Genomic DNA, 16415 nt, shown 5'->3' on the forward strand with positions numbered 1-16415 from the left:
GTTGGCTTCTTCGCGGGTAAACCCGCTCCTACAACGGCCTGTAGGAGCGGGTTTACCCGCGAAGAAGCCAACACTGATGGATCAGGTTACTTGCCGGCCTGGGCCGCAGCATCACGCGAGGCCTGCAGCCACTGGTCAAACTGCTGGCGGTGCGCCGCTACCCATTCCTTGGCATGGCGGGTGATGTCGGCAGGCTTCTTCTCGCCCTGCTGCATCTTCAGGTTCTGGTTGCTCTCGTCGTCGGTGCTGATCTGTACCAGCGACAGGAACTTAAGCGCCGCCGGGTTCTTTTCGGCAAAATCCTTGTTCAGCACGGCCACCACCTTATCGATGGCAAAGCCCAGGTTCTTGCCGTGGTACATGGTATCGACGTCGTTCTTGCCGTCTGGCAGGTCGGTCTTCGGCACTTCCAGCCAGACCACGTCCTTGCCTTCAACCAGCACACTGGCGATCCACTGCGGTACCCAGGTGAAGTAGAAGATCGGCTTGCCTTCCTTGTAGCGGGTGATGGTGTCGGCCATCAGCGCGAAATACGAGCCCTGGTTGACGGTAATGCTCTTGTCCAGGTCGTAGGCCTTCATATGGTGGGCGATTACCAGCTCGCAGCCCCAGCCCGGGTTGCAACCGGTCATGTCGGCCTTGCCGTCGCCGTCGGTGTCGAACAGCTTGGCGATTTCGGGCTTCTTCAGGTCGGTGATGTACTTGATGTTGTATTGATCGGCGGTTTTCTTGTCGATCAGGTAGCCCTGGGCCACGCCCGGCAGGATGTTGCCGGTCTTGACCATTACATCGTCACCACCGGCCTGCTGGTAGAACTGGTTGTGCAGCTTCTCCCACAGGTGCACGGTGAAGTCGGCGTCGCCGTTGGCCAGCGCCACCATCATCACCCCGTACTCGGTCTCCTTCGGCTCCTGTACCTTGTAGCCCAGCTCGCGCAGGCCTTCCATGGCCACTTCGCCACGGAAGCGCTCTTCAGCGATGGAGGGGAAGATCGGCGTTACCTTCACGCCGTCACCGGGCTTTTCCGCCGAGGCGTGTGCGCCCAGCGCGGCGGCCACCAGAGTCAGCGCCGTGGCGCATTTGAGGATGCTGCGGGAGAACTTGGATTCGTACATCGTCGCTTACCTTCTTCTGGTTTTTATCTTGAGTGCGGCAGATCGAACGTCTCAAAAGTCTTGCAGTGCTCAGGCGGTCTTGCGCCGCCCTTGCGGTTGTGCCGCGCCACACAGGCGCATCACCACGCCTACCGGGCCGGTGTGGTACCAGCGCAGGCTCGGGTCGGCGCTGGTGCGGGCGCCCATGGCCTGAGTCAGGCGGTCAAGGAAGATCGCCAGCAGCACCAGCCCCACGCCACCGACCGTGGCCAGGCCCATGTCCAGGCGGCCGATGCCGCGCAGTACCATCTGGCCCAGGCCGCCAACCGAAATCATCGAGGCGATCACCACCATCGACAGCGACAGCATCAGGGTCTGGTTAAGGCCAGCCATGATGGTCGAGGTGGCCAGCGGCAGTTGCACGCGGGTCAGCATCTGCCGTGGGGTGCAGCCAAAGGCGCGGGCGGCTTCGATCTTGTCTTCCGGCACCTGGCGGATGCCCAGGTTGGTCAGGCGCACCAGCGGCGGCAGGGCAAAGACGATGGTCACCAGTACCCCGGGCACGTTGCCGATGCCGAACAGCATCACCACCGGTACCAGGTAAACGAATGCCGGCAGGGTCTGCATGGCGTCGAGCAGCGGCCGGATAATGCTTTCCAGGCGGTTGCTGCGGGCGCAGACGATGCCCAGCGGAATACCGATGACCGCGCAGAAGAACACCGAGGTCAGTACCAGCGCCAGGGTGGTCATCGACTCCGACCACACACCGATCAAGCCGAGCAAGGTCAGGGTGATGAAGCACAGTACCGCCATGCGCTTGCCCGCCAGCTGCCAGCCCAGCAACGACGAGAGGATGATGCCGATGGTCGGGGGGATGCTCTGCAGCGTGAACTCGATGCCATTGAGCACCTGGTCGATCGGCCAGCGGATGGCGCGGAACACCTCGCGGAAGTTGTGCACCAGGAAGTTCAGGGTGGCGGTAACCCAGTCACCCAACGGGATGGTGGCCGCCTGGAACGGATCGAGAAGGCTGAATTCGGACATGAGGGCTTACCTCTTTGTTGTTTTAATTGCGGCTCAGGGTCTGCAGCAGCTCGTTCTTCGACAGCGTGCCCTTGAAGGCCCCCTGGCGGTCGAGCACCGGTACCGGGTACGGCAGGTCGGCGGCAATGCCCAGCACCTCGTGCAGCGGCGTATCGGTGTACACCGGGCGCTGCTCGTGCAGGCTGTAGCGGTCACTGGCGCTGGCGCCGTTGGCGTCGGTGTCAACCACGCCCAGCAGCTGCCCGCGGTCATCGACCAGATAGCCAAACGGTACACCCGCCTGGAAGCTCGGTGCCTTGCCGTTGACCTTGCACACCACCGCCGGGTCGAACTTGGCCACATCACCGGCCTTGAGCACCCGCGAGCTGTCGAAGCTCTTGAAGAAGGTGCGCACGTAGTCGTTGGCCGGTTCGTTGATCAGCTCTTGCGGGGTGCCGATCTGCACCACGCGGCCGCCTTCCATGATGGCGATGCGATGGCCGATGCGGATGGCTTCCTCGATGTCGTGGGAAATGAAGATGATGGTGCGCTGCTGCTCGGCCTGCAGGCGAATCAACTCGCCCTGCATTTCGCTGCGGATTAGCGGGTCGAGGGCCGAGAACGCTTCGTCCATCAGCAGGATCGCCGGGTCGTTGGCCAGCGCCCGGGCCAGGCCCACACGCTGCTGCATGCCGCCAGACAACTGGTGCGGGTAGCTGTGCTCGTGGCCGGCCAGGCCAACCTGGCTCAAGGCTTCACGGGCGCGGCTGTGGCGCTCACTTTCCGGCACGCCGGCAATTTCCAGGCCGAAGGCGGTGTTTTCCAGCACGCTCATGTGCGGCATCAGTGCAAAGGACTGGAACACCATGCCCATTTCCTTGCGGCGCACGTCCAGCAGGTCTTTGTCGGAGAGCCCGGTGATTTCCTTGCCGTTGAGGTGAATGCTGCCGGAGGTGGGCTCGATCAGGCGGTTGAACAGCCGCACCATGGTCGACTTGCCCGAGCCGGACAGGCCCATGATGACGAAGATCTCGCCACGCTTGACGGAAAAGCTTGCATCGAACACGCCGACGACGTGGCCGGTCTTGCTGAAGATTTCGTTCTTGTCGGCACCCTTGCGGAGCATCTCCATGGCCATGTTCGGGTTGGGACCGAACACTTTGAAGATGTTTTTTACCGAAAGAATCTCATCGGCATGGCTCATACGACCCTCTTTATTATGCTTATTAACCAATCTTTCAACATCGCACTTTCAATAAGGCGGGTAGAGATCAGTGCGAGTACGCTTGGCAGTCCGTTCAAAATCGAACGTGAGTCGAAACCGGCACGCAGAATGTCCTGCTTCAAAAAGTTGTTCGACATCGATGTCTCGAATGTCGCGCCGTGTGATTAACGTTAGGCCCTGATCCAGAGCGGGTCCAACGACATTTGCATGGCGCAAACCATTACCTGAAGTTATCAATCGGCGCCGAAGCCCGGCCCCAGAGCCCCTGCGCACTTACCAGCAGGCGTGGAACAAGCTAGAGTGGGTCGATTGGCTAGACGAAGGACCTCGCCCCGCCCCATGGTCAGACACTCCGAACCCGATCAGACGTTGATCAAGATGCCCTCGCTGCGCGCGGTGAAAGTCTTCGTCGCCGCCGCCAAGTACCAGAACTTCACCCGTGCCGCCGAGGCGTTGTGCGTGACCCAGGCCGCCGTCAGCCGGCAGATCCGTGAGCTGGAGACCTACCTGGGCGCCGAGTTGTTCACCCGCGTGGGGCGTGCGGTAGAGCTGACCGTGGCTGGCTCGATCTTCTTCGATGCGGTGCAGTTGTCGTTCGTCAACATTTCCCAGGCCGCCGAGCGCATCCGCAGCAACACCAACACCAAGCACGTGGTCACCCTGTGCTGTTCACCGGCGTTCGCGGCCTTGTGGATGGGCCCGCGCATGCCCCGGTTCTTCGACGAGAACCCGGACATCGACATCAACCTGGTCACCACGCAGAACTTCCTGTCGATGGAGCCGGGGGTGCGCCCGGACATCTACATCACCAAGCTGGGCAAGATCCAGGCAGGTTACAGCTGCCACCCGCTCAACCATGACGTGATCTACCCGGTGTGCACGCCGCAGTACCTGGCCCAGCACCCGGAAGTACGCACCCTGCAAGGCTTGCGTGATGGCACCCTGCTGAACCTGAGCCCCTATGGCCGATCACAGGTGGCCGAGCATGTGGACTGGAACGTGTGGCTGGCCTTCCATGACATCGACCTGAAAAGCCGCGCCAACACGGCGCCGCATTTTTTCAATGCCAACGACTACAACCTGCTGGTGCAACTGGCCCTGGGCAACCAGGGCGTGGCGCTGGGCTGGCACCACCTGGTGGCGCCGCTGGTTGCGCAGGGGCTGCTGGTAAGGCCGGTGGAAGAAGAACTGGTGCTCAAGGACACCTTCCACTTCCTGGCCTTCAATGAAGACAAGGAGCATGAGTCCAGTTGCCGGCGGTTGCGGGATTGGTTGCTGGATGAGTTCAGGCCGTTGCTTGAGTCGTTGGGCGGCCGGTGATTTGCGGTTGCCTGTGCGGGCCTCTTCGCGGGTAAACCCGCTCCCACAGGTCCTGCACAGCTATCAGAACCTGTGATGTACCTGTGGGAGCGGGTTCACCCGCGAAGAGGCCCGCACAGAAAAACCATAACCCCCAGAAACAACTTGTTATCAAACCACCCAGCCATTCGGCCACTTTCCCACATCAAACCGCCTGCATCTGCTAAAAAAGCCCCCATGCCTACCCTCCTCCTCACCCACCTGCGCCGCCGCTGGCTCGCCTGGCTGTGCGCCACCCTGCTGGTCATCGGCCTGCCCACCGGCTGCGCCGTCCTCCAGCACAAGGAGCGCGAGTTGGTGTTCCGCATCGAGCCCGGCCAGGCCAGCTGGTTCCGTGGCCTGCCCGGCGACGTGCAGGAGCTCGACCTGCGCCCGCGCAGTTTTAGCGCCAACCAGAGCCTGCACGCCTGGAGGTGGCCGGCCAAGCGCGCCAATGCCCCGGCCATCCTCTACCTGCATGGCGTGCGCTGGAACCTGGCCGGCCAGTTGTTCCGCATCGAGCAACTGCATGCCATGGGCTATTCGGTGCTGGCCGTGGATTACCGCGGCTTTGGCCAGAGCCGTGGTGACCTGCCCTCAGAGGCCACGGTGTATGAAGATGCACGCATCGCCTGGGAGCGCTTCGCCCAATTGCAGCCGGATGCCGGCAAGCGCCTCATCTTTGGCCATTCGCTGGGCGGTGCCGTGGCGGTGGAACTGGCCAGTGAGTTGGCGGCTGAAGCACAGAAGAGCGGTGCTGCAGCACCGGCACGTGGGTTGATACTGGAATCGACCTTCACTTCTCTGGGCGATGTTGCGGCAGCGGTGGCCAACACGTCCCTGCCGGTGCGCTGGTTGATGTCGCAGAAGTTCGACTCGCTGGACAAGATCAAGGATGTTGGCTTGCCCGTGCTGCTGGTGCACGGGCTGGATGACCGCTTCGTGCCGCCGCGTTTCAGCCAACAGTTGTTCGAGGCCGCACAGGAACCCAAGACATTGCTGCTGGTGCCGGGGGCGAGCCACAACAACAGCATGAGCTTGGCCGGGCAGCGTTATCGGCGGGCTATCCTGCAGCTACTATGACCCGCGAGAAGTTTTTCTAAAACAAACGGCGAATACGGTTGATAACTGCTCGCACCCCTGTAGCTGGAGGAGGATTTAAAACCTCACGCTGTTTTTCGCCTACTCTCTGCACAAAGTACCCCATCTGGACTCCTGACGCTTTTGATGACATCAGACGCGGCGGAGAATGGTTAAATGGCATGACTCCCTTATAACCAATAGATGGTTTTCCAGTATGATTGGCCATCAGTTGTGCCAGCGACGTACCCGGGAATTGCTCAAGTGCGGTTGATGAGTAGCAAAACGCCATATGCGTTGTCCGACCTTTCAACTTTATACCTTCTTTTTCCAGCATTGGAATAAATCTTTTACCAGGCACAAGAGTCGGTTTGCCATCAATTTCCATTGAGATACCAGATGGTGATCCATGCGCAAAGATAGTGGTTATCTTCTTTCCGGGCCTTTCTGGATCCGGCCCTCTAAATACGTCTACTCCATTGATGGTTTTACCCTTCCCGCTGTAGTCGTAGATTTTCGGTTGAACGCGTATGTGCCCTGACGGGTCTCCGTAATTAACAGGGTCACCTGAGACAAATGCATAAGCATTATAACCGCCTTCGCCGAAAGGACTGAGGCTATCTGCGCTATGAAATCGCATCAAAATTGGACTATACATTCTGTATCCGTTGCCCAAAAAATACGATTCGGAAGCGACATCCAAATACTCGCCCTTAAATTTTAGAAACCCACCACCTCTGCCCTCCGAAAACCCATATACCGTATAAATATTCAAGTCACACCTCCACATATCATTCATTCGCACGACAGCGATAAATTTAACACTCCCAAAATATCTTCCCTTTTACAACTGGCAAATTTATTAGTTTACATGCCTTGAAATTAGCGCTATCGGCGCAGCATACGGGCTTTACAATTCTCGCTGAGGCGAAGGGTTCTATAGGGGCGGGGCGGCGCAACGGTCAATGTCACTGTACTGGGAGGAAATTCATCAGCAGCAGACTCTGGGCATAGTTGAGCCCAATCCGCCGATACCGCTCATCCAGCAACTCCGCCAACAAATCCAGCCGCGCCACGATCTTGCCGAACTCTACGGCAAAACTCAGGTTGCTGCCCTCCTCCGAAATCTCATTGGAGAACAGCAGCAGCACCCCATTGGCATCCTGCCGCTGGCTTAGCATCCAGGTAGCCTTTTCGATATTGCGTGCGGCGTTGTTGATGAACAGCGGGTCGAGGGTATCGGTCATGTAGAACTCGGTACGCCCGCTGTGCGCGGTAATCAGCATGCTGCCGATGGCGTAGATGAACGCTCCGACCCGGTCGCCGCGAAACTCCGGGCTCAAGGCGTAGCTCAACGCCGCCAGGTCGCGGCGGTTACCCAGTTGCGCCAACGGCTGGCGCTGTTCGATGGCGATGCGGATCTGCCGCTCGGCAGTGGCGGCATCCACATAGCCGGACATCTTCCACTGGTTGGGGTTACGCAGGTACAGCTTGTTCATCAGCAGGTACAGGCTTTGCAGGTTGTCGCGCATGGACAGGGTGGCCAGGCGGTCGACGCTGGTCTGGAACAACTCGCTGGGTTTGCCGTTATTGAACTGGTTGACCATGTCGCGGCCTTGCTCCTGGGTGCAGGCGCACAGGCATGTGAGGGCGCCTGCCAGCAGCAGGCGGGGGAAGAAATTTGGGTAGCTTGCAACCATCGGCACCGGGTCGATATTCGGTGGCTGCACTGGGGATCAGAGCGGCCTGGCCAAACATAGAGCCCGTAAATGGGAAAAAGTGCGGTGGTTGGAGATTCTGGATGCCTATGCCGGCCTCTTCGCGGGTGAACCCGCTCCTACAGGGATTGCACAGGTTTCAGAATTTGTGGTGATCCTGTAGGAGCGGGTTTACCCGCGAAGAGGCCGGCACAGGCAACACAAGATCACATGGCGTGACGCAACATCTCCACCATCTGCGCATGCAGCGCCGGGTCACCACAGGCCACCACGCACCCACCATCCTGCGCACTGCTGCCATCCCAGGCGGTGATCACGCCACCCGCCCCTTCGATGATCGGCATCAGCGCCTGCACGTCATAGGGCTGCAAGCTCGCCTCGACGATTACGTCGACAAAGCCCGAAGCCAACATGCAGTAGGCATAGCAATCGCCACCGTAACGCATCAAGCGCGCCTTGCCGGCAACGGCTTCGAACGCGGCCTTGCGCTCGGCAGTATCGAACATGTCCGGCGTGGTGCACATCAGCGTGGCCGAAGCCAGGTCAGTACAGGCACGGGCCTTCAGTGGCGTACCGCTGCGCCAGGCACCTGCCGGGGTGCCGACAAAGCGCTCGCCGGTGAACGGCTGGTTCATCACCCCGACTACCGGGCGCGTGCCGTCGTTCAGGGCAATCAGCGTGCCCCACAGCGGCAGGCCGGTGATGAAGGCGCGGGTGCCGTCAATCGGGTCGAGCACCCAGGTCAGCGGGCTGCTGCCAACGGCTACGCCGGCTTCTTCGCCGAGAATGCCATGCGCGGGGTAATGGGCCTGGATCAGCTCGCGCATGGCGTCCTCGGCCGCCTTGTCGGCCACGGTCACCGGGTCGTACAGGCGCCCGCCCTTGTCCTCGACATCCAGGCTGGCACGGAAATATGGCTTGATCGCCACAGCGGCAGCATCGGCCAACTGCTCGGCGAAGGCGCGGAATTCGCCGATCTGTTCAGCACTCAGGGACATGGGACGGGCCTCGTGAAAATGGTGGGGCCCGCATGATACCCGACCCGCCGCGCCGCGCCAGCCTCTGTCAGGTGCTCATGCAGCCCAGTGCGGTCTAGACTAAACAAGACCAGATCACCGGGGGGCTGCCACACGTGGAGGTGTGAGATGAGCCAGTTCAAGCGTCTGTTCGTCATGCTCGGCCCGCAGATGCGCCATACGCCGGCGTTGCAACGCGCTGCGGCGCTGGCAGAGTCCTGCGGTGCCCTGCTGGATATCAACGTGTTCGTCGACGATGTCGATACCTTTGGCTTGATGAGCGATGGCCGCGAACGTGAGCGGCTGCTCAGCGACAACCGCCAATGGCTGGCGGACGAAGCCGAACAGCTGGGCAATGCCGGCCTGGACGTGTCCACCGAACTTCTGCTGACCCGTGACCCGCTGCGCAGCGTGCTGGAACGGGTCGAACGGCTGGGCTGCGACTTGCTGGTCAAGGATGTGCAGCACGAACCTGTGCTCAAGCGCCTGCTGGTGACGCCACTGGACTGGCAACTGCTCAAGGACAGCCCAGTCGCCGTGCACCTGGTCAGCGACATCCGCCTGCCCTTGCCCCGGCAGATCGCCGCTGCCGTAGACCTGAACAGCCATGGCGCTGGCGAGCACCTGGATGAGCAAGTGATCCACTGCGCCCATGCCCTGGCCCTGCAGTGCAATGCCGAATTGCACCTGCTGCATGTGTGCGACGCGGCCAAGACCCACATTGCCGACTTTGGTGCCGGAACGGTGACCATGCCGGGCTTTGATGGCAGCGTGCGGACTGCGCAGCGGGCGGCGTTCAACCGGCTGGGCGACCATCACCAGATTCCGCTGGAGCGCAGGCACTTCATGGAAGGGGCGGCGATCAGGGCGATTGCCCAGTTCGTTGGCCATAGCCGGGCCGATGTGATCGTGATGGGTAGCCACCGGCATGACGCCATGCAGACGTTCCTGGGCGGGACCACGGCGCATGTGCTGGAGCATCCGCTGTGCAATGTGCTGGCGATCAAGGCGGTTCGCTGAAGGCTGGGTAGCCTGGACTGGCCTCTTCGCGGGTAAACCCGCTCCTACAGGTACTCCACAAAGCTTGGACCTGTGATGATCCTGTAGGAGCGGGTTTACCCGCGAAGAATCCAGCGCCGATAAACCTGCTTGGTATCTGGTACACCAGTACCACTTAAAAAGAATGCATTTGATAATGATTCGTAGTAGTTTCGCGGCGCGTCCCCACCCTTCCTTCAGCGCCCTACTCCAGGATCGTACCGTCGATGCGTCGCACGTTCGTTTCGCTTTGTGTGCTTCATGCCGTCTCCCCGCTGGCCTTTGCCGAGCCTGAACCGCTCAGCGACCCCGCTCAGATAGAGCTCCAGGCCCTGAACATCACCAGCAGCGCCGACAGCGAACGCGCCGATGGCCAGGTAGTTGGCTACAAGGCCACCCGCTCGGCCAGTGCCACCCGCACCGACACCGCACTGCACGAAACGCCGCAATCGGTCAGCGAGGTACCCAAGGATGTACTGGAAGACACCGGCGCTACACGCTTGCAGGACGGCCTGGACTACGCCGGCGGCGTCGGCCGCGCCAACAACTTTGGCGGCCAGGGCCTGACCACCTTTACCGTGCGTGGCTTTACCACCGGCGAGTTCTACCGCAACGGTTTCCCGATCAACCGTGGCTACCCCAACGCCCCGGACGCCAACACCGTCGAACGCCTGGAGGTGATTCGTGGCCCGGCCAGCAGCCTGTACGGCCGTGGCGACCCTGGAGGCACCTTCAACGTGGTCAGCAAGCAGCCGCTGCCGGAATCCAAGGTCACCCTGGGCAGCCAGTTCGATGACCAGGGCATGCACCGCGCCACCCTCGACGCCACCGGGCCGCTGAACCAGGACGGCTCGCTGGCCTACCGCCTGAACGTGCTTGGTGAAGGCGGCGACAGCTTCCGTGATGACGTGGAAAGCGAGCGCTATGACGTGGCGCCGGTGGTCAGCTGGCAGGTCAACGACAGCACGAAGATCGTCTTCGAAGGCGACTTCATGCGTAACAACCACCCACTGGACCGCGGCCTGACCCGCTACCCCACCCAGACCGGCAGCGCCTCGCGTGACACTTACATCTGGGAAAAAGGCAGCGACAACCTGCTGCACAACGACAACAACATGGCCCAGGTGCGCTTCGAGCACCTGCTCAACGACAACTGGACGTTGGGGGGTGGGTTCCAGTTCCTGGATGGTAGCCTCAAGGGGAATGCGGTCGAAGCCAATGGTGCACCAGCAGACGGCCGCACGCTGCAGCGCAACTTCAACTACCGCAAGTTGGAGTGGACCGACCGCGACTGGCAATTGAACCTGACCGGGCATTTCGATACTGGTACGTTCAGCCACACCTTGCTGACGGGTGTCGAGTACGAGAATTACGATTACAACTCGATTATCCGACGCTCCACGGCGTCCTACCCGATCGACATCTACAATCCGGTGCTGGGCCAGCCAAGGCCGACGTTGGCTGCAGCCCCCACCACTTGGGATAAGGAAAACTTGCAGACCTGGGCGTACTTCATCCAGGACCAGGTAGCACTGACCGAGCGCCTGAAGGCATTGGCCGGCGTGCGCTTCGAACGATTCGAGCACGACTATGACGACAAGCGTCCTACCAACCGCGACTTCAGCAAGGGCGAAAACGGCGTCACCCCGCGCTTTGGCCTGATCTACGACCTCACCGACACCGTGGCGGTCTATGCCAACACCGCGCGTTCCTTCAAGCCCAACACCGGCACGCCTGCCAGCGGCGGCGGTGGCTTTGACCCGGAGAAAGGCAAGTCCTACGAGCTGGGTGTGAAATGGGAGGCGCTGGATCGTCAGTTGAGCATCGACGCGGCCATCTACCACATCGTCAAGGAAAACGTGCTGACCAACGACCCGAACGACCCTACAGGCACCTTCAAGGTAGCGGCTGGCGAGGTACGTAGCCGGGGCCTGGACATCAATATCGCGGGCAACCTGACCCCAGAGTGGCGGGTGATAGGTGGCTATGCCTATGTCGATGCCGAAGTGACCGAGGACAACAACATTCCCACCGGCACGCGCCTGGCCAACATCCCGCGCAACACCTTCAGCTTGCTGAACACCTACGAGTTCCAGGATGGCCTGGCCAAGGGGCTGGGCTTGGGGGTTGGCGTGAAGTATGTGGATGACCGCGCCGGGCAGACCCAGGCGACTACCTACACCATGGAGCGCTACAGCGTGGTCGACCTGTTGAGCTTCTACAAGGTCAACGAGCACGTGCGGTTGAACCTGGATGTGAAGAACGTGTTCAACAAGGGTTATGACGAGGGCGCGTTCAACAGCTACGTCTACCCGGGCGCTCCGCGGACCGTACAGGCCGGGATTTCCTATACCTTCTGAATTGCCGGGGCTGCTGTGCAGCCCTTTCGCGACACAAGGCCGCTCCTACAGGGGTATGCGATTCCCTGTAGGAGCGGCCCCAAAATCTCAGAAGCCTTTGCTGTAGAACAGCGAGTACGACTCGATCCCGTCGTTAGGCTGCTTGAGCCCGGCATTGGAGTAATGCATCGCTCGGATCCCCACCTTCTGTGCCCCTGGCAACTTCAGGCCAAAGCCGATGCGGTCTTCGAAGTTGACCGCCGAGCCCAGGCGATGGTCGCCCACGTCGGTCTTGGAAAACGCCGCCAGGCCAATGCCGGCCTCGATGTATGGCGTGTAGGTAAAACCGCTGAACTCATACGTGAACACAGGGCTGAACGACAGCGAATGCGCGCCACTGGCATCACCGCCTTCCCAGTAGGTGTAGGCCGCATCCCAGTAACCAGTCACATGGCCTGTGCTGCTTTCCAGCCATTTCTTGTCCCATTCGAACGACATGCCAATACGGTAGGTCATGTCGCCTTGGCCAGTAGCGCCAACGGCGCCGGACACTTGCATGGCCTGGGCCAGATTCGCCCCGGCAAAGGCCAGCACTGCAGCGGCCAGCGAAGCTGCTAGACGGGTTTTCATCAACGACTCTCCTGATGGTCTACACGGCAGCGGGGGCTTGGGCCCCTCGTTTTATGCGCTGACCGGTGCATCCCACCCGGTCATACGAAGTAATAATCTTTTGATTATTGTCCAGTTAAACAGAAAGTTGAAAGTTAATTGCCACTATTGGCTAAATTCCGTGCAGCACCCTCAGTCGTATTCCGCTTCTTCGTGCTCGCCAAGCAAGCGCCTCTGCCGGGCCGTGGCCTCTGCCAGTACGTGTGGGTTGAATTGCCAGTTCAAATACGGTGAAAACTTTTGCGCAACCATGCGCCGGCCATAGTGCACTTGCAGCATGTCGCGCTCGCGTGACTGTGTGCAGTTGGCCCCGCCGCTGTGCCAGACATCGCTGCGAAACACCAGTGCGTCACCCGCCTTGCACAACACCGGGTGGGCTTCGCGGCCTTGCCACTGGTCTTCACCGGCTTGGGGTGGGCGCGCGGCGCGGTGGCTACCAGGCACGATCCAGGTCGGCCCGATGTGATGGTCGATATCGCTGAGGTACAACTGTGCCGTCAGGATCTGCATGGGCTGGGTAAAGTCGCCCCGCTCGCTAAGCCAGCCGGGCAACTGCATGGGCAGGTGGTCAAGATGCAGGGCCACGCCGGGGTAACCGGGGTGGCTGCGCCAGGCGGTTTGCCCGATCACATGGCAGTCGGCGCCCAGTGCCGCTTCAGCCAGCGCAATCAGGGGTGGCAGGTCGAGAAAAGGCAACCACAACGGGTTGCGGTTGAACACGCATTTGTAGTGTTCCAGCAGCCCTTGGTAGTCCCAGTGGATGGGCTGCAGGTCATCGATGGCGCAGCGCAACAAGGCGATACGCAGGGGTTCGAGCACACCGGGGAGCAACACATAGCCCCGCTCGTCCAACATCTCCAGCTGAAGGTCCAGGCTCATGGCGATGCGCTCCATTCAGGCGAGAGCACATCTGTACCCCCGCCTGCCTTTTCATCATCAACGCCAGTTCAGGTTCACGGTGGCAGGTGTCTTGCCGTTCACGGTCACCATTTGCTGCCGCGTTTCACCTTGGGCGTTACCCGTGACTTTGTACTGGCCCGGTGGCAATTGCACATACAGCAGCGGCCCGGCATCCGGGACGCTGAGTACCGGTTTGCCCTGGGCATTATAGATGTCGACGTTTGCGCCGCTCTCGAATTCGCCGCCAGGGCCAGTCGAGAGCTCGACGTGCAGGTCGTAGCCCGGGGTCTTGCGCAGGGCATTGGCTTCATCCTGGCCGATACCGCCTTGCACATAGCGCACGCCGTTCTGTTCCTGCGGTTGCAGCTGCACAGCCTGCATGTTGATGGGGGCATTGAGGTCGGCTGCGGCCGCCAGGGTCCATGGCATGGCCAAGGTGATCAACAGTGCCGCGCCGAGAGCATAGTGATGGTTACGCATGGTACGACCCTCCTTTCGAGGATGGCTTACCTATTATCTGATCCTCCTGCTGCAACGGTGTTCGTGCTGATGCATGGTCATTGGATGAAATTCGCTTTATGGAGCATTTTCTTTATCTGAAACATCAACTTGTACGTGCATCTTCAAGCAGTTTCACAAACATGCTCAAACTGCGCGATACCGTGCCCCGCCGCCATACCAGCCAGGTTTTCAGGTAGCGGAAGTCCTCCGACATCGGCCAGGCACTGACGGTGCTGCACCCCGGCATGTTATCGAGCATGCTGCGCGGCATCATGGCCAGGCCAGCACCGGCGCTGACGCAGGCCAGCATGCCGTGGTACGACTCCATTTCGTGAATCTTGCCCGGTACCGCCTGGTCCTTCACGAACCAGTTCTCGAAATGGTGGCGATACGAACAGTTGGCGCGGAAGGCGTAGATGCTTTCGCCGTTCACATCCTGGGCACGGGTCACCGGCGCATGGTTGAGCGGGGCAATCACCATCATCTCCTCCTCGAACACCGGCATGCCTTCCAGCGTCGGGTGCAGCACCGGCCCATCGACGAACGCCGCTACCAGGCGGCCAGACAGCACCCCTTCAAGCATGGTCCCCGAAGGACCGGTGGACAGGTCCAGGTCAACCTTGGGGTAGCGCTGGTTGTACGCAGCCAGCAAGGCCGGGATGCGCACAGCTGCGGTGCTTTCCAGCGAACCGAGGGCGAAGGTGCCCTGCGGGTCTTCACCGGCCACGGTCAAGCGTGCCTCGTGCACCAGGTCGAGGATACGCCGGGTGTATTCAAGAAAGTTCCAGCCCGCAGGCGACAGGCGCAGGCGGCTTTTTTCACGAATGAACAGCTCCACGCCCAAGTCTTCTTCCAGTTGCTTGATGCGCGTGGTCAGGTTCGACGGCACCCGATGGATGTGCTGCGCGGCGGCACTGATGCTGCCCTGCTCTGCCACGGCCTTGAAGATCTCCAGTTGCACCAGGTCCACAGCCTTTCTCCAAACGTGAATGTTTCGCTCATTATTATTCAGTTTTCATTAAAGCCATAGCCCACTAGTCTGGCGTCACTGATTAACAACAACGAGAGTGTCCCGCCATGAGCGCGATCAGCAGCCTGACCCACGCCATCTCCCTCGACCCGTACAGCGGCGAGCAGATTGGCGCCTACCCGTTCGACACCGACGCCGCACTGGAAGCGGCGCTGCAACGTGCCAAGGTTGGCTACAGCCAATGGCGCCAGGTGTCGCTGGGTCAGCGCAGCGAGTACCTGCTCGCCCTGGCCAGCACCCTCGAAGCCAAGGCCGAAGCCTTCGCGCAAATGATCAGCCGTGAAATCGGCAAGCCGATCGCCCAGGCCCGTGGCGAGGTCAACAAGTGCGTCGGTCTGTGCCGCTGGTACGCCGAACATGGCCCGGCCATGCTCGCCGCCGAACCGACCCAGGTTGAAAAAGCCCGTATCGAATACCGCCCGCTGGGCCCGATCCTGGCAGTGATGCCGTGGAACTTCCCGGTCTGGCAGGTACTGCGCGGCGCCGTACCGGCGATCCTGGCGGGCAACACCTACGTACTCAAGCACGCGCCGAACGTGATGGGCAGCGCTTACCTGCTGGGCGAGCTGTTCAAGGACGCCGGGCTGCCGCAAGGCGTGTTCGAAGTGCTGAACGTGACCCCGGACGGCGTCACCCGTGCCATCAACGACCCACGCATCGCCGCCGTGACTCTGACCGGCAGCGTGCGTGCCGGTATGGCGATTGGTGCGCAAGCCGGCGCCGCACTGAAGAAGTGTGTGCTGGAACTGGGCGGTTCCGACCCGTTCATCGTGCTGGCCGACGCCGACCTGGATGCTGCCGTGAAGGCTGCCGTGATCGGCCGTTACCAGAACACCGGCCAGGTCTGCGCGGCTGCCAAGCGCCTGATCGTGGAAGCAAGCATCGTCGAAGAATTCACCCGCAAGTTCGTCGAGGCCACTCGCGAGCTGAAGGTCGGCAACCCGCTGGAGGACGATACCTACATCGGTCCGATGGCCCGTTACGACCTGCGTGATGAGCTGGATGGCCAGGTGCGGGCGACCCTCGCCGAAGGCGCCACCCTGCTGCTGGGCGGCAACAAGGTGGAAGGCGTGGCCAACTTCTACGCACCGACCGTGTTCGCCAACGTCACCCCGGACATGACCGCGTTCAAGCAGGAGCTGTTCGGGCCGGTGGCGGCGATCATTACCGCCCGTGATGCCGAGCATGCGGTGGAGCTGGCCAACGACAGCGAATTCGGCCTGGCCGCGACCATCTACACCGCCGACTATGCACTGGCCGAGCGCATGACCACGGCGCTGGATACCGGTGGTGTGTTCATCAACGGCTACTGCGCTTCCGACCCCCGTGTGGCATTTGGTGGCGTGAAGAAGAGCGGCTTCGGCCGTGAGCTGTCGCACTTTGGGGTGCGTGAGTTCACCAATGCCCAGACCGTGTGGCTGGACCGTAACTGATTTGAAAAATT

At 61.0% G+C, this 16415-nt stretch carries 15 protein-coding genes; 5 read left to right on the forward strand and 10 right to left on the reverse strand.

What is annotated here, in order from left to right; translation table 11 throughout:
* Positions 1 to 86: 86 nt before the first annotated feature.
* The 3 genes from proX to ACIP1G_RS21650 all read right to left on the reverse strand — a co-directional run bounded on the left by proX (position 87) and on the right by ACIP1G_RS21650 (position 3321).
* Entirely contained in the window at positions 87 to 1115 is a 1029-nt protein-coding gene (gene proX / locus ACIP1G_RS21640) for a glycine betaine/L-proline ABC transporter substrate-binding protein ProX (protein ID WP_400740634.1), read from the reverse strand.
* 69 nt (positions 1116 to 1184) lie between these two features.
* Complete coding sequence (gene proW / locus ACIP1G_RS21645; RefSeq protein ID WP_400740635.1) at positions 1185 to 2138, reverse strand: glycine betaine/L-proline ABC transporter permease ProW; 954 nt, start codon at positions 2136 to 2138, stop codon at positions 1185 to 1187.
* 22 nt (positions 2139 to 2160) lie between these two features.
* Positions 2161 to 3321 (reverse strand): glycine betaine/L-proline ABC transporter ATP-binding protein, encoded by a 1161-nt coding sequence (locus tag ACIP1G_RS21650; RefSeq protein ID WP_400740637.1) that lies wholly within the window; start codon positions 3319 to 3321, stop codon positions 2161 to 2163.
* 360 nt (positions 3322 to 3681) lie between these two features.
* Here ACIP1G_RS21650 and ACIP1G_RS21655 point away from each other — a divergent pair, with 360 nt between their 5' ends.
* On the forward strand, positions 3682 to 4662 hold the full coding sequence (locus ACIP1G_RS21655; protein WP_400740639.1) for a LysR family transcriptional regulator: 981 nt from the start codon (positions 3682 to 3684) through the stop codon (positions 4660 to 4662).
* Positions 4663 to 4878: 216 nt separating this feature from the next.
* On the forward strand, positions 4879 to 5763 hold the full coding sequence (locus tag ACIP1G_RS21660; protein WP_400740641.1) for an alpha/beta hydrolase: 885 nt from the start codon (positions 4879 to 4881) through the stop codon (positions 5761 to 5763).
* Positions 5764 to 5779: 16 nt separating this feature from the next.
* Here ACIP1G_RS21660 and ACIP1G_RS21665 read toward each other — a convergent pair whose 3' ends face one another.
* The 3 genes from ACIP1G_RS21665 to hisN form a co-directional block, all read right to left on the reverse strand.
* Positions 5780 to 6535, reverse strand: coding sequence for an RHS repeat-associated core domain-containing protein (locus ACIP1G_RS21665; protein ID WP_400740642.1), 756 nt, complete (start codon positions 6533 to 6535; stop codon positions 5780 to 5782).
* A gap of 193 nt (positions 6536 to 6728) precedes the next feature.
* On the reverse strand, positions 6729 to 7460 hold the full coding sequence (locus tag ACIP1G_RS21670; protein ID WP_400740689.1) for a hypothetical protein: 732 nt from the start codon (positions 7458 to 7460) through the stop codon (positions 6729 to 6731).
* A 224-nt stretch (positions 7461 to 7684) separates the two neighbouring features.
* Positions 7685 to 8476 (reverse strand): histidinol-phosphatase, encoded by a 792-nt coding sequence (gene hisN, locus ACIP1G_RS21675; protein WP_400740644.1) that lies wholly within the window; start codon positions 8474 to 8476, stop codon positions 7685 to 7687.
* A gap of 147 nt (positions 8477 to 8623) precedes the next feature.
* On the opposite strand from hisN, the gene ACIP1G_RS21680 reads away from it, so the two are divergent.
* Positions 8624 to 9514 carry a universal stress protein gene (locus ACIP1G_RS21680; protein WP_400740646.1) on the forward strand — a complete coding sequence of 297 codons (891 nt, stop codon included), beginning with the start codon at positions 8624 to 8626 and terminating at the stop codon, positions 9512 to 9514.
* Between the two features lie 245 nt (positions 9515 to 9759).
* Entirely contained in the window at positions 9760 to 11892 is a 2133-nt protein-coding gene (locus ACIP1G_RS21685; RefSeq protein WP_400740648.1) for a TonB-dependent siderophore receptor, read from the forward strand.
* Between the two features lie 87 nt (positions 11893 to 11979).
* Here ACIP1G_RS21685 and ACIP1G_RS21690 read toward each other — a convergent pair whose 3' ends face one another.
* From ACIP1G_RS21690 to ACIP1G_RS21705, 4 genes are all read right to left on the reverse strand, one after another.
* The gene (locus ACIP1G_RS21690) at positions 11980 to 12501 is read right to left on the reverse strand and encodes an acyloxyacyl hydrolase (protein ID WP_400740650.1); all 522 of its coding nucleotides are present in this window, start codon (positions 12499 to 12501) and stop codon (positions 11980 to 11982) included.
* A 171-nt stretch (positions 12502 to 12672) separates the two neighbouring features.
* Positions 12673 to 13419 (reverse strand): phytanoyl-CoA dioxygenase family protein, encoded by a 747-nt coding sequence (locus ACIP1G_RS21695; RefSeq protein WP_400740652.1) that lies wholly within the window; start codon positions 13417 to 13419, stop codon positions 12673 to 12675.
* 57 nt (positions 13420 to 13476) lie between these two features.
* Positions 13477 to 13920 (reverse strand): carboxypeptidase regulatory-like domain-containing protein, encoded by a 444-nt coding sequence (locus tag ACIP1G_RS21700; protein ID WP_400740654.1) that lies wholly within the window; start codon positions 13918 to 13920, stop codon positions 13477 to 13479.
* Positions 13921 to 14044: 124 nt separating this feature from the next.
* Positions 14045 to 14911 carry a LysR substrate-binding domain-containing protein gene (locus ACIP1G_RS21705; RefSeq protein ID WP_400740655.1) on the reverse strand — a complete coding sequence of 289 codons (867 nt, stop codon included), beginning with the start codon at positions 14909 to 14911 and terminating at the stop codon, positions 14045 to 14047.
* Between the two features lie 107 nt (positions 14912 to 15018).
* On the opposite strand from ACIP1G_RS21705, the gene ACIP1G_RS21710 reads away from it, so the two are divergent.
* A complete protein-coding gene (locus ACIP1G_RS21710) occupies positions 15019 to 16404 on the forward strand; it encodes an aldehyde dehydrogenase family protein (RefSeq protein ID WP_400740657.1) in 1386 nt (461 codons plus the stop codon).
* Positions 16405 to 16415: the final 11 nt, after the last annotated feature.

The organism is Pseudomonas sp. NPDC089392, from assembly GCF_044749595.1.
Lineage (GTDB): Bacteria > Pseudomonadota > Gammaproteobacteria > Pseudomonadales > Pseudomonadaceae > Aquipseudomonas.

Excerpts from the sequence above, each read along its gene's own strand:
- proX (WP_400740634.1), bottom strand. The coding sequence starts at position 1,115 with ATGTACGAATCCAAGTTCTCCCGCAGCATCCTCAAATGCGCCACGGCG.
- ACIP1G_RS21680 (WP_400740646.1), top strand. The coding sequence starts at position 8,624 with ATGAGCCAGTTCAAGCGTCTGTTCGTCATGCTCGGCCCGCAGATGCGC.
- ACIP1G_RS21695 (WP_400740652.1), bottom strand. The coding sequence starts at position 13,419 with ATGAGCCTGGACCTTCAGCTGGAGATGTTGGACGAGCGGGGCTATGTG.
- ACIP1G_RS21710 (WP_400740657.1), top strand. The coding sequence starts at position 15,019 with ATGAGCGCGATCAGCAGCCTGACCCACGCCATCTCCCTCGACCCGTAC.
- ACIP1G_RS21655 (WP_400740639.1), top strand. The coding sequence starts at position 3,682 with ATGGTCAGACACTCCGAACCCGATCAGACGTTGATCAAGATGCCCTCG.
- ACIP1G_RS21685 (WP_400740648.1), top strand. The coding sequence starts at position 9,760 with ATGCGTCGCACGTTCGTTTCGCTTTGTGTGCTTCATGCCGTCTCCCCG.
- ACIP1G_RS21660 (WP_400740641.1), top strand. The coding sequence starts at position 4,879 with ATGCCTACCCTCCTCCTCACCCACCTGCGCCGCCGCTGGCTCGCCTGG.
- proW (WP_400740635.1), bottom strand. The coding sequence starts at position 2,138 with ATGTCCGAATTCAGCCTTCTCGATCCGTTCCAGGCGGCCACCATCCCG.
- ACIP1G_RS21650 (WP_400740637.1), bottom strand. The coding sequence starts at position 3,321 with ATGAGCCATGCCGATGAGATTCTTTCGGTAAAAAACATCTTCAAAGTG.
- ACIP1G_RS21670 (WP_400740689.1), bottom strand. The coding sequence starts at position 7,460 with ATGGTTGCAAGCTACCCAAATTTCTTCCCCCGCCTGCTGCTGGCAGGC.
- hisN (WP_400740644.1), bottom strand. The coding sequence starts at position 8,476 with ATGTCCCTGAGTGCTGAACAGATCGGCGAATTCCGCGCCTTCGCCGAG.
- ACIP1G_RS21700 (WP_400740654.1), bottom strand. The coding sequence starts at position 13,920 with ATGCGTAACCATCACTATGCTCTCGGCGCGGCACTGTTGATCACCTTG.
- ACIP1G_RS21690 (WP_400740650.1), bottom strand. The coding sequence starts at position 12,501 with ATGAAAACCCGTCTAGCAGCTTCGCTGGCCGCTGCAGTGCTGGCCTTT.